This window comes from Pseudoalteromonas sp. RW-H-Ap-1, assembly GCF_048318575.1.
Classification (GTDB): domain Bacteria; phylum Pseudomonadota; class Gammaproteobacteria; order Enterobacterales; family Alteromonadaceae; genus Pseudoalteromonas.
Genome location: NZ_CP166996.1, coordinates 1,473,089 through 1,489,866 on the forward strand (window position 1 = coordinate 1,473,089; position 16,778 = coordinate 1,489,866).

At 40.0% G+C, this 16,778-nt stretch carries 14 protein-coding genes; 11 read left to right on the plus strand and 3 right to left on the minus strand.

Annotation, left to right across the window (positions count from 1 at the left end):
- Nucleotides 1-18: 18 nt before the first annotated feature.
- From thrS to AB8618_RS06900, 10 genes are all read left to right on the plus strand, one after another.
- Nucleotides 19-1,929 (plus strand): threonine--tRNA ligase, encoded by a 1,911-nt coding sequence (gene thrS, locus AB8618_RS06855; protein WP_413401902.1) that lies wholly within the window; start codon nucleotides 19-21, stop codon nucleotides 1,927-1,929.
- A gap of 59 nt (nucleotides 1,930-1,988) precedes the next feature.
- Nucleotides 1,989-2,549: a translation initiation factor IF-3 gene (infC, locus tag AB8618_RS06860; protein ID WP_008466946.1), complete on the plus strand. Its 561-nt coding sequence runs from the start codon at nucleotides 1,989-1,991 to the stop codon at nucleotides 2,547-2,549.
- Between the two features lie 212 nt (nucleotides 2,550-2,761).
- Nucleotides 2,762-2,962 (plus strand): 50S ribosomal protein L35, encoded by a 201-nt coding sequence (gene rpmI / locus AB8618_RS06865; protein ID WP_004587840.1) that lies wholly within the window; start codon nucleotides 2,762-2,764, stop codon nucleotides 2,960-2,962.
- A 15-nt stretch (nucleotides 2,963-2,977) separates the two neighbouring features.
- The gene (gene rplT / locus AB8618_RS06870; protein WP_008110477.1) at nucleotides 2,978-3,340 is read left to right on the plus strand and encodes a 50S ribosomal protein L20; all 363 of its coding nucleotides are present in this window, start codon (nucleotides 2,978-2,980) and stop codon (nucleotides 3,338-3,340) included.
- Nucleotides 3,341-3,657: 317 nt separating this feature from the next.
- A complete protein-coding gene (locus tag AB8618_RS06875; RefSeq protein WP_413401905.1) occupies nucleotides 3,658-5,475 on the plus strand; it encodes a M14 family metallopeptidase in 1,818 nt (605 codons plus the stop codon).
- Between the two features lies 1 nt (nucleotide 5,476).
- On the plus strand, nucleotides 5,477-6,118 hold the full coding sequence (locus AB8618_RS06880) for an MBL fold metallo-hydrolase (RefSeq protein WP_413401907.1): 642 nt from the start codon (nucleotides 5,477-5,479) through the stop codon (nucleotides 6,116-6,118).
- Nucleotides 6,119-6,202: 84 nt separating this feature from the next.
- A complete protein-coding gene (locus tag AB8618_RS06885; protein WP_008110469.1) occupies nucleotides 6,203-6,661 on the plus strand; it encodes an Lrp/AsnC family transcriptional regulator in 459 nt (152 codons plus the stop codon).
- Between the two features lie 117 nt (nucleotides 6,662-6,778).
- The gene (locus AB8618_RS06890) at nucleotides 6,779-8,335 is read left to right on the plus strand and encodes a SulP family inorganic anion transporter (protein WP_010389896.1); all 1,557 of its coding nucleotides are present in this window, start codon (nucleotides 6,779-6,781) and stop codon (nucleotides 8,333-8,335) included.
- A 205-nt stretch (nucleotides 8,336-8,540) separates the two neighbouring features.
- Nucleotides 8,541-9,614, plus strand: a complete 1,074-nt coding sequence (locus AB8618_RS06895) for a sensor histidine kinase (RefSeq protein ID WP_413401909.1) — start codon at nucleotides 8,541-8,543, stop codon at nucleotides 9,612-9,614.
- The gene (locus AB8618_RS06900; protein ID WP_413401911.1) at nucleotides 9,611-10,435 is read left to right on the plus strand and encodes a LytR/AlgR family response regulator transcription factor; all 825 of its coding nucleotides are present in this window, start codon (nucleotides 9,611-9,613) and stop codon (nucleotides 10,433-10,435) included. The genes AB8618_RS06895 and AB8618_RS06900 overlap by 4 nt, the downstream gene beginning before the upstream one ends.
- A gap of 74 nt (nucleotides 10,436-10,509) precedes the next feature.
- On the opposite strand, the gene pyk is transcribed toward AB8618_RS06900, so the two are convergent.
- Nucleotides 10,510-11,946: a pyruvate kinase gene (gene pyk, locus AB8618_RS06905; protein WP_413401913.1), complete on the minus strand. Its 1,437-nt coding sequence runs from the start codon at nucleotides 11,944-11,946 to the stop codon at nucleotides 10,510-10,512.
- Nucleotides 11,947-12,320: 374 nt separating this feature from the next.
- Here pyk and gndA point away from each other — a divergent pair, with 374 nt between their 5' ends.
- A complete protein-coding gene (gene gndA / locus AB8618_RS06910) occupies nucleotides 12,321-13,694 on the plus strand; it encodes an NADP-dependent phosphogluconate dehydrogenase (protein ID WP_413401915.1) in 1,374 nt (457 codons plus the stop codon).
- Between the two features lie 66 nt (nucleotides 13,695-13,760).
- Here the strand turns inward: gndA and ansA are convergent, their stop codons facing one another.
- Both ansA and sppA read right to left on the minus strand, forming a co-directional pair.
- A complete protein-coding gene (ansA, locus tag AB8618_RS06915; protein WP_413401917.1) occupies nucleotides 13,761-14,771 on the minus strand; it encodes an asparaginase in 1,011 nt (336 codons plus the stop codon).
- Nucleotides 14,772-14,841: 70 nt separating this feature from the next.
- Nucleotides 14,842-16,707, minus strand: a complete 1,866-nt coding sequence (gene sppA, locus AB8618_RS06920; RefSeq protein ID WP_413401919.1) for a signal peptide peptidase SppA — start codon at nucleotides 16,705-16,707, stop codon at nucleotides 14,842-14,844.
- Nucleotides 16,708-16,778 lie beyond the last annotated feature (71 nt).

A 16,778-nucleotide genomic window follows, 5' to 3' on the forward strand; every position in this document is an offset into this window, starting at 1 on the left:
TGTATGTAAGGATTTATAATGCCAGTTATTACTCTCCCTGACGGTAGTCAGCGTAGTTTTGAAAACCCTGTAAGCACGCTTGATGTTGCAAACGATATTGGCCCTGGTCTTGCTAAAGCAACCATCGCCGGCCGTGTTAATGGCGAACGTGTGGATGCATGTGATTTAATTTCAGCCGACTCTCGTCTTGAAATTATTACAGCAAAAGATGACGATGGTTTAGAAATTATTCGCCATTCTTGTGCCCACCTAATTGGTCATGCAGTTAAGCAACTTTTCCCAGACGCTAAAATGGCGATTGGTCCTACTATCGATAACGGTTTTTACTATGATATTGATATGGAACATTCGTTATCTCAAGATGATCTTGATGCGATTGAAAAGCGTATGTTACAGCTTGCAAAAACAAACTACGATGTAGTGAAAAAAACCGTTAGCTGGCAAGAAGCACGCGATACGTTTGCGGCGCGTGGCGAAACATACAAAATAGAAATTCTTGACGAAAATATTGCTCAAGATGATCGTCCAGGCTTATACCACCACGAAGAATACGTAGATATGTGTCGTGGACCACACGTTCCTAACATGAAATTCTGTCAAAACTTCAAAATTATGAAGGTAGCAGGTGCATACTGGCGTGGTGATTCTGAAAATAAAATGCTGCAGCGTATTTACGGCACAGCGTGGGGCGATAAAAAACAACTTAAAGCGTACTTAAAGCGTTTAGAAGAAGCTGAAAAACGTGATCACCGCCGTATTGGTAAAGCACTTGATTTATGGCACTGGCAAGAAGAAGCGCCAGGCATGGTATTTTGGCACAACGATGGTTGGAGCATTTACCGTGAATTAGAAGAATTTGTGCGTGAAAAATTACGTGAGTACCAATACGAAGAAGTAAAAGGTCCAATGATGATGGACCGTTCGTTATGGGAAAAATCAGGTCACTGGGAAAAATATTCAGAAGCCATGTTTACTACGGAATCTGAAAAGCGTGAATACGCAATTAAGCCAATGAACTGCCCAGGTCACGTACAAATATTTAACCAAGGTCTAAAATCATACCGTGATTTACCACTGCGTATGGCTGAGTTTGGTTGTTGTCACCGTAATGAGCCATCAGGCGCACTTCACGGTTTAATGCGTGTGCGTGGCTTCACTCAGGATGATGCGCATGTATTTTGTACTGAAGAACAGGTAATGGACGAAGTGTCAGCGTGTATTAAGATGGTTTATGATACATATGAGACATTCGGTTTTGAAAAAATTGTAGTTAAGCTTTCTACTCGCCCTGAACAACGCATTGGCGATGATGACGTATGGGATAAAGCTGAGCTTGCACTTGCTGATGCACTTAAAGCAAACGACATTGAATTTGATTACCTACCAGGTGAAGGGGCGTTTTATGGCCCTAAAATTGAATTTACTTTGTACGATTGCTTAGACAGAGCGTGGCAGTGTGGTACAGTGCAGTTAGACTTTGCATTACCTGGTCGTTTAGGCGCAACATATGTGGCTGAAAATAACGAACGACGTACGCCTGTTATGATACACCGCGCTATATTAGGGTCTATTGAGCGCTTCATCGGTATTTTAACAGAAGAATATGCTGGTTTATTCCCAACGTGGCTTGCGCCTAAGCAAGTGGTGATTATGAATATCACCGATAAACAAGCACCGTATGTTCAGGAAATTGTACAAAAATTAAATAAACTTGGAATTAGAGCCGCTGCTGACTTGAGAAATGAGAAGATTGGCTTTAAAATCCGTGAACATACACTTAAGCGTATTCCTTACTTATTGGTTGTTGGCGACAAAGAAGTTGAGCAACAAGAAGTAGCAGTACGAACTCGCACAGGTGAAGACCTAGGCAAATTTAATGTCGATGATTTTGTAGCTAAAATCAGTGAAGAAATCAAAAATCGACAGTAAAAATCGAGCGTGTAGGGCAAGCAAAAATAGCCAGCTACACGCTTATATTATTGATATTCTTGGAGGAACGTACTATTAGAGGCGGCAAGAAAGGGCAACAAACAGCTCAAAAAAATCGTATTAACGAAGAAATTACAGCGCAAGAAGTTCGTTTAATCGACATCGACGGCGAACAAGCTGGAATTCAGTCATTAAAAGACGCGCAAGCTATGGCTGATGCAGCGGGTGTTGATCTTGTAGAGATCAGTCCAAATGCTGAGCCGCCTGTTTGTAAGGTTATGGATTACGGTAAGTTCATCTTTGAAAAAAGCAAAGAACTAAAAGAGCAGAAGAAGAAGCAAAAGCAGATCCAGATTAAAGAAATCAAATTCCGTCCTGGCACGGATGAAGGTGACTATCAGGTTAAGCTACGCAACTTACGTAAGTTCTTAGAAGCTGGCGATAAAGCTAAGATAACTATCCGCTTCCGTGGTCGTGAAATGGCTCACCAAGAAATTGGTATCGAATTATTAAACCGTATTAAAACCGATTTAGAAGAATTAGCAGTTGTTGAATCTTTCCCAAATCGTGTTGAAGGCCGTCAAATGGTTATGATGATGGCGCCGGTTGCTAAAAAGTAATAATTAGGCGATAATACGCACCGAATTTAGCTCAGGTTTGCAAGTGATGTGTAAATGTCCACCTGAGTTAACCGGTTTTAAAGTAAAATTGCGGTATTTATATCGGGTTTTCACCGGAACATAGCAGTAAGTTAGGCCTTTAAAGTGGAGCTATAGCAATATATCTCACGCCTTCTTACTAATTTTAAAGCAATACAATTGGAGTTATTGCAATGGCTTACAAGCTAAAAAGTCACAGAGGCGCAGCTAAGCGTTTCAAAAAGACTGCTTCTGGCGGTTTCAAGCGTAAACAAGCGCATCTTCGTCACATTCTGACTAAGAAAACTTCTAAGCGTAAGTTACACCTACGTCCTAAGATGATGGTTCATAAAAATGACCATGGTCTAGTTTCACGTATGTTACCATTCGCTTAATAGGGGTTTTTAGAAATGGCAAGAGTTAAACGCGGCGTTGTCGCACGTGCACGTCACAAAAAAGTTTTAAAACAAGCGAAAGGTTACTACGGAGCACGTTCACGTGTTTACCGCGTAGCTTTCCAGGCTGTTACTAAAGCGGGTCAATACGCTTACCGTGACCGCCGTGCTAAGAAACGTACTTTCCGTCAATTATGGATTGCACGTATCAATGCTGCTTCACGTCAAAATGGTCTGTCTTACAGCCGTTTTATCAATGGTCTTAAAAAGACATCTGTAGAAATCGATCGTAAGATCCTTGCAGATATCGCTGTTTACGACCAAGTTGCATTCGCAGCGCTTGTAGCAAAAGCAAAAGAAGGCCTAGCGGCAGCTTAAGTTTTTGTATAAGTATTGAAAAGGAGCCTATGGCTCCTTTTTTTGTGTCTGTAATTTACTGTTTAAGTTGTGTAATACCTTTTAATTTCACATATTTATTCAACTTAAATTACCCACCCACAATTTTAGGCTGGTACTTTATTGCTCTTCAGATTGATATTTATTACGTTTCTATCAGAACTTGACTAGGGCTTGAGCAAATAATCAAAGGAAACTGCAATTGGCTGCATTTTTTTGTTGAACTACCGCAGTTTTGGCATCTAAAAAGCTTTAATTGCTATAATTTTTATTAATTAATGCGTTTGCTAGAGAAGTATATGTTTATAAGTTTATTGGTTTTATCTGCAAGTATGGCGAATAACAGTCATTTACCGCCATTATTACCATGGGAAGGTGCGAGCACGTCGCTATTGCAGCAACAAGGACCTTTAACCACAGACTTTGAAATTTCTACAGGAGTCTCGTCTCCAAATTATGCTGATACCATGGCATTTGTTGATAGGTTAGTAGCAGCTAATCCCACTCAATTTAAATCAAAAACGATTGGCTACAGCAATAGTAAACGTGCAATAAAAATGTTGATTGCCAGCGAACAAGGCTTTTTTGATGCTGGGCAAATGGCTAACAGCACTAAACCAACTGTGCTTATTCAGGCTGGTATTCACGCCGGTGAGATTGATGGTAAAGATGCAATGTTTATGTTGCTTAGAGATATTGCCACGGGTAAACGTCGCGATATATTAAAAAAGGTAAACATTTTATTTATTCCCATTCTTAATGTCGATGGGCATGAACGCAGTAGTGCATTTAATCGAATCAATCAGCGCGGCCCAGTAAAAATGGGTTTTAGAACAAATGCTAATAACCTTAATTTAAATCGTGATTTCACTAAATTAGATACCCCCGAGGTTAAAAGCGTACTTACAGTCATTAATGATTATAATCCGAATTTATATATAGACGTGCATGTGACTGATGGGGCCGATTACCAATATGATGTAACCTACGGCTATAACCCAGTATTTGCTAGCGAGTCGCCCGCTATTTCGGATGCACTCAACCGTTACTTTAAACCTGTTATTGATCAAACCTTAACTGATCAAGGACATATCCCTGGCCCTTTAGTGTTTGTTATGGATAAACAAGAATTTAAATCAGGGTTAGCAGGTTGGGTGGCGACGCCTCGTTTTTCTAATGGCTGGGGTGATTTAAGATCATTGCCAACTATTTTAGTCGAAAACCATTCTTTAAAACCCTATAAGCAACGCGTGCTAGGGACTTATGTATTTATAGATGGTGCTATTGAAGCGTTAGCAACCCATAAAGATAAACTTGCCAATGCGGTAAAAAAAGAACAGCAATTTGTGCCTAAGCAATTAATTGTTAAACGTGGCTACGCTGATCAAGCTGATCATATCAAATTTAAAGGCATTGCTTATTCTAAGAATTTGAATGCTTTATCAAATCAGCAAGAAGTAAGATATTTAGGTAAAAAGCAAGATTATGACAAGCTGCCTATTTTTTGGCAAAAAGAAGTACAGCACACGGTTGAAGTCCCTAAATCGTTTTTTATCCCGCCAGTGTATACCGATATTATCGAAAAGCTTGCTTTACATGGGGTATCAATTAATAAACTCAGTGGCGCCAATACTCAGCCGTTAAAAATGGCAAAAGTGGCGCAATATAGCTTTGATAAAGCACCATTTGAAGGGCGATTTAGAGTGTCGGCACGTTTTAACTATGAACCGGCGACAAATGTCGATTTAGATGGTTGGTTTGAGGTTAGCACCCAACAAAAAGCAGGCGAGTTAGCCGTGCATTTATTGCATCCAGAAGCACCTGACTCTTTTTTTGCATGGGGTGAGTTTAATACAATTTTTCAGCGAACAGAGTATATGGAAAATTACGCATTGCTCCCATTTGCTGAGAAAATGCTCAGAGATGATCCTAAATTAGCCGAAGTATTTAATAAAAAACTGAAGCAAGATAAAGCATTTGCTACTAATCCTGAGGCGCGTTTAAATTGGCTCTATGAGCAAAGCCCGTTTTACGATCAAGCTTATTTAAAATACCCAATTTTAATGTCATATGAACAAGATATAGTTATTCCAGCGCAAAAAGATAAAGAAATATAAGATGAAAATAATCACAATTCCCGTTACGCAGTTTATGCAAAATTGCCGAATTATAGTATGTGAGCAAACCCAGCAAGCTGTGGTGGTTGATCCCGGTGGTGATGTTGACAAAATTAATGCAACACTAACACAGCATAACCTGAGCTTGTCAGCAATATGGTTGACCCATGGACACTTAGACCATGTGGGTGGTGCTCATAGTTTACGTGAACAACACAATATAAAGATTATTGGCCCACATAAGGATGAGCGCTTTTGGTTTGATAACTTACCAATGCAAGCCACAATGTTTGGATTTAAACCTATCAGTGCTTTTTACCCAGATGAATGGCTAGCACATGGTGACACCATACAAGTTGGCTTGCTTGAATTTAAAGTACTGCATTGCCCTGGGCACACCCCAGGACACGTTGTATTTTATCAAAACACGCACAGCACCGTTATTGTCGGTGATGTTATATTTAAAGGCTCAGTCGGGCGTACTGATTTTCCAAAAGGAGACAGTAAGCAGCTTATTAGCTCAATACAGGCCCATATAATGACGTTGCCACTGAGTACCGTAATTTTAAGTGGTCATGGTGAAGATACCGATGTCGCCAATGAGAAGGCAACCAATCCGTTTGTAAGTGGTCAGTTTGGTTGATGCGTTTAATTATTAAAAATATGCAGACTGCTTTTTAAAAAGGCTGTATAATTTAACCAATTTATTAGATAAATAAGAAATAAAATGTCTCTAAATCACGTAGATCGCCAAATATTGGCACTTTTACAACAAGATGCAAGTTTATCAACCGCTGAAATTGCAGATAAAGTAGGCTTATCTCAGTCTCCTTGTTGGCGTCGTATTGCTAAATTAGAACAAGATGGCTACATCAAAAGTAAAGTCGCATTGCTTGATGAAAAAAAGCTGGGCTTTGATATGTTGGTTTACGCCCATGTACGTTTATCAAACCATGGCAAAAAGAATCTAGCCGAGTTTGAAAAACTGATACTTAGCTATGATGAAGTGACTGAATGTTACACCATGGCGGGTACTATGGACTTTATGTTGCGTATTATCTCTCAAGGCATAGAAGGTTATGAGCACTTTGTACGCGATAACCTACTTAGCTTAGAGTACGTACAAGAGGTTCATTCTAACGTGACCATGACCTGTGTAAAACGTAGTACCGCCTTACCACTGTAAAATAAAAAATAAGCCGATGATAAACAAATCGGCTACATTAACTATAATTGTGAAATGAGCGCTAATTTGATAGAATTCAGCGCTTTTTTTGTTAGCCAAATAAAACTGAGGAACTCAATGTTTAACTTACTCAGCAGGGCGCCAAGCTCTGCTAAAAACGATATTCTCTCTGGATTGACCGTGGCACTTGCCTTGATCCCAGAAGCTGTTGCATTTGCCTTTGTTGCAAATGTAGAACCCCTTGTTGGTTTATATGCCGCATTTATTGTTGGCTTAATTACGGCTATTTTTGGTGGTCGTCCGGGTATGATTTCGGGTGCAACCGGTGCGCTTGCGGTTGTAATGGTAAGTTTAGTGCTTGATCACGGAGTGGAATATCTATTTGCCACCGTGTTGCTCATGGGGCTATTACAAATATTGGCCGGAGTATTTAAGCTCGGTAAATTTATACGTATGGTTCCACATCCGGTGATGCTCGGTTTTGTTAATGGCTTAGCGATAGTTATATTTTTAGCTCAGCTTGGGCAGTTTAAAGTGCCTGATGGTGCTGGCGGCCAAGAGTGGATGACGGGCAGTGCAATGTACATTATGCTCGGTTTAGTGGCCCTAACTATGGCTATTATTCACTTTTTACCAAAATTAACGACCGCAGTCCCTTCGTCATTGGTTGCCATTGTGACGGTTACTGGCTTAGTTATTGGTCTTGACCTAGAAGCGCGCACTGTACTTGATTTCTTAAAAGGAATGACAGGTAATGAAGCCGCAACAATTGCAGGTGGTTTACCGCAGTTCCATATTCCTATGGTGCCTTTTAATTTAGAAACACTACAAATTATCTTCCCGTATGCGCTTATTCTTGCAGCAATTGGCTTAATTGAATCATTATTAACGCTAAGCTTGATTGACGAAATTACAGAAACACGTGGCCATTCTAATAAAGAATGTATTGGCCAAGGTGCGGCAAACGTCACATGTGGTTTCTTTGGTGCAATGGGTGGCTGTGCCATGATTGGCCAATCTATGATTAACATTAATTCGGGTGGCCGTTCGCGTTTATCTGGTATTAGTGCTGCGCTGATGTTACTTGCGTTTATTATCTTTGCCTCAAGTTTAATCGAAATGATCCCACTAGCGGCATTAGTTGGGGTTATGTTTATGGTGGTGCTGGGTACATTCGAATGGGCAAGCTTTAAAATGATGAAACGTGTGCCTTTATCTGACGCATTTGTAATTGTTTTAGTATCGGGTGTGACGGTTATCACTGACTTAGCCATTGCAGTATGTGTGGGTGTTATTGTGTCTGCATTAGTGTTTGCTTGGCAGCATGCTAAACATATATACACAACGAACTATATCGATAAAGAAGGTTCAAAAGTGTACGAGTTACACGGGCCTTTATTCTTTGGTTCAGTTAAAAACTTTGCCGATTTATTTGATGTAAAGAACGACCCTAAAGACGTTATTGTTGAGTTTAAATACAGCCGTGTTGCGGATCACAGTGCAATAGAAGCAATTGACAGCTTAGCTGATAAGTACAATAAAGCCGGCAAAAAATTGCATTTACGTCACTTAAGTAAAGACTGTACTGAACTACTTCATAAAGCGCGTGACTTAGTGGAAGTAAACGTTATTGAAGATCCAACTTATAAAGTTGCTTCAGACAAGCTTGCTTAATAAATAAAAAGTAAACATTGAGAAGCGAAAGGTACCTACCTTTCGCTTTTTTTATGCGCACAACTTAAGTGAAATGCTTAACTATAAATGTATAAGCCTGGATTATAGTTTGCGATAGGGCTATTAAAAAGTAAGACAGTTGGTAGTGCTATACCCGTTGATAAATCGATATAATAATACCAAATTTACAAGGTAATAATTAATTTTGAATTGGCAGTCTTTAATTGATAACAGACAACGCTTTTTCTGGCTTTTACAAATCGCTGGCTGGATAGGGTATGCGTTAGTTAATTACATTGGTTCTAAAGTATTCGAAATGCGTGATATTTACGTATTTGTTATTTTACTCAATGCCTATGCGGGCTGTTTAATGACTGTCCCGTTACGCTATATATATCGCAAAATTTGGAATGCCTCACCTTGGGTCTTAATTATTGTTGTATTTGGTGCCTCGTATGTAACTGGTACGCTCTGGGCAGTGGTTCAAAAATTTAACTTATGGGAGATTTATCGTCACGGTTATCGCCCTGAAGAATGGTTTTATTACTTACAACAAGGGTTAGACTCCGTTTATATTATTTTGTGTTGGAGTGGCTTGTACTTTGGGGTTAAGTATTATCAACTATTACAAAGTGAACGCCAAAAAGCGTTAAAAGCTACTACAATGGCGCATGAAGCGCAGCTAAAGATGCTCAGATATCAGTTAAACCCGCATTTTTTATTTAATACCCTTAATGCTATTTCTACTTTAATTTTGGTTAAAGAAAACAAAGATGCTAATTTAATGGTATCTAAGCTGAGTGATTTTTTGCGTTATACACTCAACACTGATCCAATTAAAAAAGTGCCGCTAGAGCAAGAGTTACATGCATTAATGCTTTATTTAGAAATTGAACGTGTGCGCTTTGATGAACGATTACAGGTTAATGTTGATGTGAGTGAGCAAGCCCAACAAGCCTTGGTACCTAGCTTAATATTACAACCAATCATTGAAAATGCCATTAAGTACGCCATAGCCTACATGGCAGAAGGTGGCGTGATAGATATAAAAGCACAGGTATTTGCTAATGAATTATTACTTGAAGTAGGCGATAATGGTCCCGGCACTGAAATTGTAAATGGCCAGTTAGTTAATGCGCAAGGCGTGGGTGTGGCAAACACCCGAGACAGATTAAAAACGCTCTACGAAAATAATTACTCGTTTGTATTATCACATAATACGCCAAGTGGATTGAAAGTTAATCTGCGAGTTCCGTTTGAGAAGGCTGTGAAGAAATGACAAGAATAAAAACGTTGATTGTTGATGATGAACCATTAGCACGTAAAGGCTTAGCCGTCAGGCTTGAAGAGTTTTCTGATATTGAAGTGATCAAACTATGTAGCTCAGGATTTGATGCAATCGAAAGCTGCAAAAACGAAAAAATTGACCTCGTGTTTTTAGATATTCAAATGCCAGGGATGAATGGCTTTGAGGTAGCGCGTGCATTGAGTGAAAGTAGTAAAGATTTGCCTGCCATTGTATTTGTGACTGCGTTTGACCACTTTGCTGTTAAAGCATTTGAAATTCATGCTTTAGATTACATTTTAAAACCCGTTGATGATAACAGATTAAAACAGGCGGTAGAAAAAGTGCATACCTATTTAAAAACACAGCAGGATAACGCCCATAAGAAAAAATTAGCCAGTTTTGTAGCTGGAATAACGGGTAATAACTGCGAAGAAATTTTAAAGAAATTAGCCACAGGTGATACCTTAACTGATCGGCGCTACCCTGAGTCACTTGCAGTAAAAGAGCAGGGCGAAATTGTTCGAGTGCCCGTTGCCACCATACAGTGGGTAGACGCCGCAGGTGATTATATGTGTTTACATTGCCAAGATGGGCAAACGCATATATTACGCAAAACCATGAAAGAGCTTGAACAAGAATTAGATCCAAATCTATTTGTTCGTGTCCATCGCAGTGCAATTGTTAACACTAAACAAATTAGTAAGCTGGTTACTCAGGTAAGTGGTGAGTACTTATTGATACTTGAAAACGGTCAAGAACTCAAAGTTAGCCGAAGCTATCGCGACAAAGTAAAAGCAGCGCTGGCAAGCTAAATTAACCAGAGTTCAGGTTAAATTAATAGCATAAAAAAACGCGAGCAAATAGCTCGCGTTTTTTGTAGTAACTTTTACGAAACAGTCACAATCTTCATCGTGTTGGTTGCACCAATTGTTTCCATTGCATCACCATGAGTGATAATCACGGTGTCGCCTACTTGCAGTGAGCCTGCAGCCACTAACGTGCTTAATGCGTCTTTAACCATGTTATCTTTTTCACATTTTGTAGAGTCAAAAAACACTGGGTAAACACCACGGTATAGTGCTGTTTGTCCTAATGTACTGGCATGACGTGAAAGTGAGTAAATGGGTAAGCCTGAGCTAATACGTGACATAAGTTTTGCTGTGCTACCTGATTCAGTAAGGGTGATAATTGCTTTCACAGAGTCTAAGTGATTAGCTGCATACATTGCAGAGAGAGCAATTGATTCCGCATTAGAAGAGAAACGGCTATCTAAACGATGCTTAGAAACATGGGTCTCTTTTTGTGACTCAGCACCTAAACAAACACGCGCCATAGTAGCAACGGTTTCTTCTGGGTAATCACCAGCGGCTGTTTCAGCAGAAAGCATAACTGCATCGGTGCCATCAAGCACTGCATTGGCTACATCCATAACCTCTGCACGAGTCGGCATTGGGTTATCGATCATCGATTCCATCATTTGCGTAGCGGTTACAACGGTACGGTTTAGTGAACGAGCACGACGAATAATGAGTTTTTGCTTACCCATTAGTGCAGCGTCACCAATTTCAACACCTAAATCACCACGGGCAACCATCACAGCGTCAGACGCTAAAACGATATCATCTACTGCTTCTTGTGTTTCTACTGCTTCAGCACGTTCAATTTTAGCTAAAAGCTGTGCATTAGAGCCTGCAGCCTCTGCAAGAGAGCGTACATAACGCATGTCATCGCCACTTCTCGGGAAAGAAACGGCAATATAATCAACATTAATTTCAGCAGCAGTGATTAAATCTTCTTTGTCTTTGTCGGTAAACGCGGGTGCAGTTAAACCACCACCTAAACGATTAATCCCTTTATTATTCGATAGCACGCCACCCACAGTAACAACAGTGTGTACTAAGTGACCTTCAACATGCTCAACAGTAAGCTGAATTAAACCATCGTTTAACAGCAGTAAATCACCAGGAGCCACATCTTGTGGTAGCTCTTTGTAATCAATACCAACGGCGTTAATATCGCCTTGGCCTTTTTCCATTTTTGCATCAAGAACGAATTTTGCACCAACCGCTAAAGTCACTTTACCTTCTTTAAAGGTTGAAACACGGATTTTAGGACCTTGTAGGTCAGCAAGAATTGCAACGTGCTTACCTAATTTAGCGGCTATATCTCTAACTGCTTGTGCACGGTCTTTGTGATCTTGTGCAACACCATGTGAGAAGTTTAATCGAACGACGTTTGCGCCTGCGCGAATTATTTTTTCTAAGTTATTATCTCTGTCTGTTGCAGGTCCAAGTGTCGCGACTATTTTTGTACGTCTTAACATTAAATTCTCCTGTGCGCTTATTTTAAGCAAGTTGACGGTTATTTTGTTTTAGTGACTATTTAATAAATCTCTTAAGAAGAGTTTAGGTTAAATAGTAATTTTAGTTTTATGCAATTTTTATAACATTGCGACTATTATATACAAGATCAATATGTCATCATTATGACACCGGTGTCACAGGGCGTCAATGATCTAAAAATTTAAATAGCAGCGCTATTTCTTCCCCTGTGAGGGCGGTTGTTTGATATAATTGCAGTGTTTATTTTAACTGTAATAAATGCATGTAGCTTTGCTCATGGCTTAGGCCTGAGTATAATGCACGCGGTATTATTTTAATTTACTAACCAAATAGTTGTTACCGAGGAGGGCACTAAATGCAAGTTGCATTAGTAGGGTTAGGCGTTATGGGGAAAAATCTTGCCCTGAACTTGATTGAAAAAGGGATAACGCTGGTCGCTTATGACAAAAACCCAAATGCGGGTGAAGAGTTATTAAGCTGTGCTAAGTCACAAGGCATGGCTGACAAACTTCACATTGTCTCTGATCTAGGGGATATGGTTAGGCGTTTAGAAACACCGCGTTCTATTTTATTACTTGTACCTGCGGGTGAGTTGGTTGATGCAGTTTGCAACGAGCTGATTGAAGCAGGTGTACAATGTAGTGATATTATTGTTGACTGCGGTAACAGTAATTACAAAGACGGAATTAATCGCAAGCTAAAATACCAAGACAAGTTTGAATTTGCCACCATGGGTATTTCAGGTGGTGCTGAGGGTGCGCGTCATGGTCCAGCTATGATGGCTAGTGGTTCTGAAGGTGGCTGGGAGCGTGTCGAGCCATGGTTTACAAAGGTTGCTGCAAGCTACAAAGGTGAATCGTGTTTTGCACGTGTTGGACAATCAGCCAGCGGTCATTTTGTCAAAATGGTTCACAATGGAATTGAATACGCACTGATGCAACTTATTGCTGAGGTGTATCAGCTACTTCGTCACGGAACTAACCGCTCGCCAAAAGAAATTGCTGAGATATTTAATGAATGGTCACAAGGTCAATTAAATAGCTATTTACTATCAATTTCTAGCCATATTTTGTCACTTGAAAATTCGCAAAATGTGCCACTTGTTGATTTAATTGATAACAAAGTTGGCGCAAAAGGTACTGGCTTATGGACAGCTCAAAATGCACTTGAGTTGGGTATTGCGGTACCGTCATTAGTCGCCGCTGTTCAAGCACGCCATTTAACTAATGCATGCAATACCACTGCTGCACAAGAGATGACGTACAGCGCACAAAATACCACGCAAGTTGATGTTGATTTAGATGAACTGAAAGATGCATTTACTCTTGCAAGTTTACTAGCGTATCGTCAAGGGCTTGCATTAATTAAAGGTGCTTCGCGTACTCATCAGTGGAAAGTTGATTTAGCCAAAACACTACAAACTTGGCGTGCAGGGTGTATTATCCGTGCAGATTACTTAGACAGTGTAGCGCAAGGCGTTGAGTTTATTGATTCCCTTGAGAAAGAGTCACTTGCTATGCGTAAAGTAACGGGTCAAGCTGTTATGACAGGACTGGCATTCCCAGTGCTTAGTGCAACACAAACCTACTTAGCAACGTTAACAACACCAAGTAATGGGCATTTAGTACAAGCCCAGCGTGATTACTTTGGTGAGCATGGCATTAAGACCCACAGTGGTGAAACGTGTCACTTAACTGACTTAGTAGATATTGACGCAAAAGTTCGTTAATAAAATCTAACTAAACTAAAAGGACGCTTTATAGCGTCCTTTTTTGTTATTCGTTTAGCTAAATATCTAACGAGTTAACTCACCGCGCAAATTATCTTGCATTAAATGGCGAATCGTTTCGATTTCTAAGTTTTGACTAAAAAGATAATGAAGTTTAGTTAAACAGGCTTCTAAGGTCATATCAAAACCACTGATCACCCCTATGTTTAACAGCGCATTACCTGTGGCATACCCGCCCATATTCACTTGCCCTTTTAGGCATTGAGTGAGGTTTGTGATAATAACGCCGCGCTTACTCGCTTCATCAAGAATATCCAAAAACTCAGGGTCTTGCGGTGCATTACCCACACCAAAGCTCAGCAGTACCAATGCTTTAATGTTGCCATTAACTAAACTTTTAACCACTTCTTTGCTGATCCCCGGGTATAAATACAGCACACCAATGGCTTGAGGGGTGATAGGTGTAACTTGTAATTCATTTTCTACATACGGACTTAACTGACCTTTAAGCAGTTGAATATTAATGCCAGACAGCGCTAATGGCTCTAGATTAGGGGAGGCGAATGCATCAAATCCATCGGCATGTGCTTTGGTTGCTCGGTTGCCTCTAAATAATTGATTATTAAAAAACAAACTGACTTCTGCTATCGGGTAGTTAGCTGCTAAATACATGGCATTAAGTAAGTTTACTTGACCATCAGAGCGCAATTGTGAGAGCGGAATTTGTGAGCCGGTCACAATAATAGGCTTTGTTAAGTTTTCGAACATAAACGATAAAGCCGATGCAGTATAGGCCATTGTATCTGTACCATGCAGCACTACAAAGCCGTCGTAATCTTGGTACTTACTTTTTATGTCATCAGCAATAAGTTGCCAGTGGGCAGGAGACATATCTGAAGAGTCAATCAGTGGGCAGTACTCATGAATGTCGAACAATGGCATTTCTTCACGATTAAATTCTGCGTTATTAACTACAGTTTCGGTTAAAAAACCTTCGGCAGGAATATAGCCGCGGATTGATTTTTTCATTCCTATAGTACCGCCAGTATAAGCGATATAAATGCGTTTACGTTTCATAAAAAAAGCCCAGTAAAAAAACTGGGCTTAGTATAACGCTAAGTGCTAATCAATACAGCCTGTTAGGACATTATTGTGCAACTGTACATTCTAAACAGCGCGCATAAACACCTTGTGGATCGTTATAATCTTTCAGGTTTTCTACTTCGCTGCTTAATTGCTTAATCACACTTTGCAGGTTAGCTTGACTAGCTAGTACTGCTGATTTTTGTGTTTCAAGTCCAAGCACTGATTTAACCGCGGCACTACCAAAAATATCTTGGAGCATTTGTTCTTGCGGGCTAAGTGATTGTTTAATTGTTTTAACTTCATAGAAGTTAAGTTTAGCAAGCTCGGCAGCTGCTTTGATAGCGTCTTGCTTGTTACCTAATTTATCAACTAAACCAAGCTCTTGGGCTTGCGATGCAATCCAAACGCGACCTTGGGCTATTTTATCAACTTGCTCTGGGGTCATATTACGTGCATCGGCAACCACATTTAAAAAACGCTCGTAAGCTTCTTCAACACTCATTTGAATCACTTGTGCCATTTTTTCATTTAATGGGCGGGTGATTGAAAAACCGGCTAATTCTGTAGTCGCTACGCCATCAGAGTAAACACCGATTTTAGCTAAGGTATCTTCAAAGGTCATAAAGGTACCAAATACACCGATAGAGCCGGTAATGGTACTAGGTGCAGCCCAAATTTCATTTGCCGCTGATGCAATCCAGTAACCACCTGATGCAGCGACTGAACTCATTGAAGCGATAACAGGTTTACCTGCAGCTTTAAGCGCTAACACTTCAGCGCGAATAACTTCAGAGGCAAACATGCTGCCACCGCCAGAATCAATACGTAACACGACTGCTTTCACTTTATCGTCAAGGCGCGCCTTGCGTAATAGTGCCGCTGTTGAATCACCGCCAATTTCACCAGCACGACGCTCACCGTCAACAATGGTACCTTTAGCTACAACAACCGCGACTTTTTCTGTCATTGGGTTATCAAACTCAATTGGTGGCTTAACTAAGCTTAAGTATTCACCAAAAGACACTTGTTTAAATGTTTTACCATCCTCCTCAGCGCCAACGAGATCAATTAACTGTTGACGAATTTGTTGATTAGTTTTGAGAGAATCAACCCATTGATTATCCAGCGCGTATTTACCAGCATCACCATTGGCAGCCTGCATTTTGGCTAAATAAGTATCCATTGTTTCATCAAAATTTGATTCGTCAAATGGACGCACCGCACTTACATCTTGCTTATATTCGTTCCATAAAGCACCTAACCATACGCGGTTTGCTTCTTTAGCTGCTTCTGACATATCGTTTCTGATAAACGGTTCAACGGCAGATTTGAAAGTACCTACACGAAATATATGCTGAGTGACTTCTAATTTTTCTAATGCATCTTTGAAGTAAAGCGGGTACATACCGTAGCCTTCAATAAGCACACTACCATAAGGGTGCATCGCAATTTCGTCTGCATGCGCGGCAATATAATATTGCGCTTGTGTATAGTAATAACCTGAAGCAATTACTTTTTTTCCAGTTGCTTTAAATGCATCAAGTGCTTTTGTAATTTGCTTAAGCTTATTTAAGTGCGCTTTTGGCATTTCTTGTAAATCAAGCAAAATTGCGCTGATACGAGAGTCTTGTGACGCCTCATTGATCACTTCAATGACATCATCTAGTAGTATTTCAGTAGGGGTATCAGCACTTGCTGTTGCATCATTAATGGCCGCTTCTACAGGGTCTACGTAGGTTTTTTCTTCCACAATAGGACCGTTTAGGTTTAGCCTGAGGACAGAACCCTCTTCGACAATGATTTTATCGCCGTCACTTGATACTGAGACAATGAAAATGATAACCAAAAATAAAAATAATAAATTTAGTACTAAACGACGCGAGAAGTTAATCCCTGCCCATATACCTTTAAATACCTTCGCTATCAAAATAGCTCCTTAAATTCGTACAGCTAAAACGTTATTGCCATAGTAGCTTAGAATATAAATTAATTTAACTG

What these genes read in the sequence shown, in the direction of transcription:
- AB8618_RS06885 (WP_008110469.1), top strand. Translation starts at nt 6,203, where the DNA reads ATGTCTCTAAATCACGTAGATCGCCAAATATTGGCACTTTTACAACAA.
- rplT (WP_008110477.1), top strand. Translation starts at nt 2,978, where the DNA reads ATGGCAAGAGTTAAACGCGGCGTTGTCGCACGTGCACGTCACAAAAAA.
- AB8618_RS06890 (WP_010389896.1), top strand. Translation starts at nt 6,779, where the DNA reads ATGTTTAACTTACTCAGCAGGGCGCCAAGCTCTGCTAAAAACGATATT.
- rpmI (WP_004587840.1), top strand. Translation starts at nt 2,762, where the DNA reads ATGGCTTACAAGCTAAAAAGTCACAGAGGCGCAGCTAAGCGTTTCAAA.
- AB8618_RS06900 (WP_413401911.1), top strand. Translation starts at nt 9,611, where the DNA reads ATGACAAGAATAAAAACGTTGATTGTTGATGATGAACCATTAGCACGT.
- AB8618_RS06880 (WP_413401907.1), top strand. Translation starts at nt 5,477, where the DNA reads ATGAAAATAATCACAATTCCCGTTACGCAGTTTATGCAAAATTGCCGA.
- AB8618_RS06875 (WP_413401905.1), top strand. Translation starts at nt 3,658, where the DNA reads ATGTTTATAAGTTTATTGGTTTTATCTGCAAGTATGGCGAATAACAGT.
- gndA (WP_413401915.1), top strand. Translation starts at nt 12,321, where the DNA reads ATGCAAGTTGCATTAGTAGGGTTAGGCGTTATGGGGAAAAATCTTGCC.
- pyk (WP_413401913.1), bottom strand. Translation starts at nt 11,946, where the DNA reads ATGTTAAGACGTACAAAAATAGTCGCGACACTTGGACCTGCAACAGAC.
- ansA (WP_413401917.1), bottom strand. Translation starts at nt 14,771, where the DNA reads ATGAAACGTAAACGCATTTATATCGCTTATACTGGCGGTACTATAGGA.
- thrS (WP_413401902.1), top strand. Translation starts at nt 19, where the DNA reads ATGCCAGTTATTACTCTCCCTGACGGTAGTCAGCGTAGTTTTGAAAAC.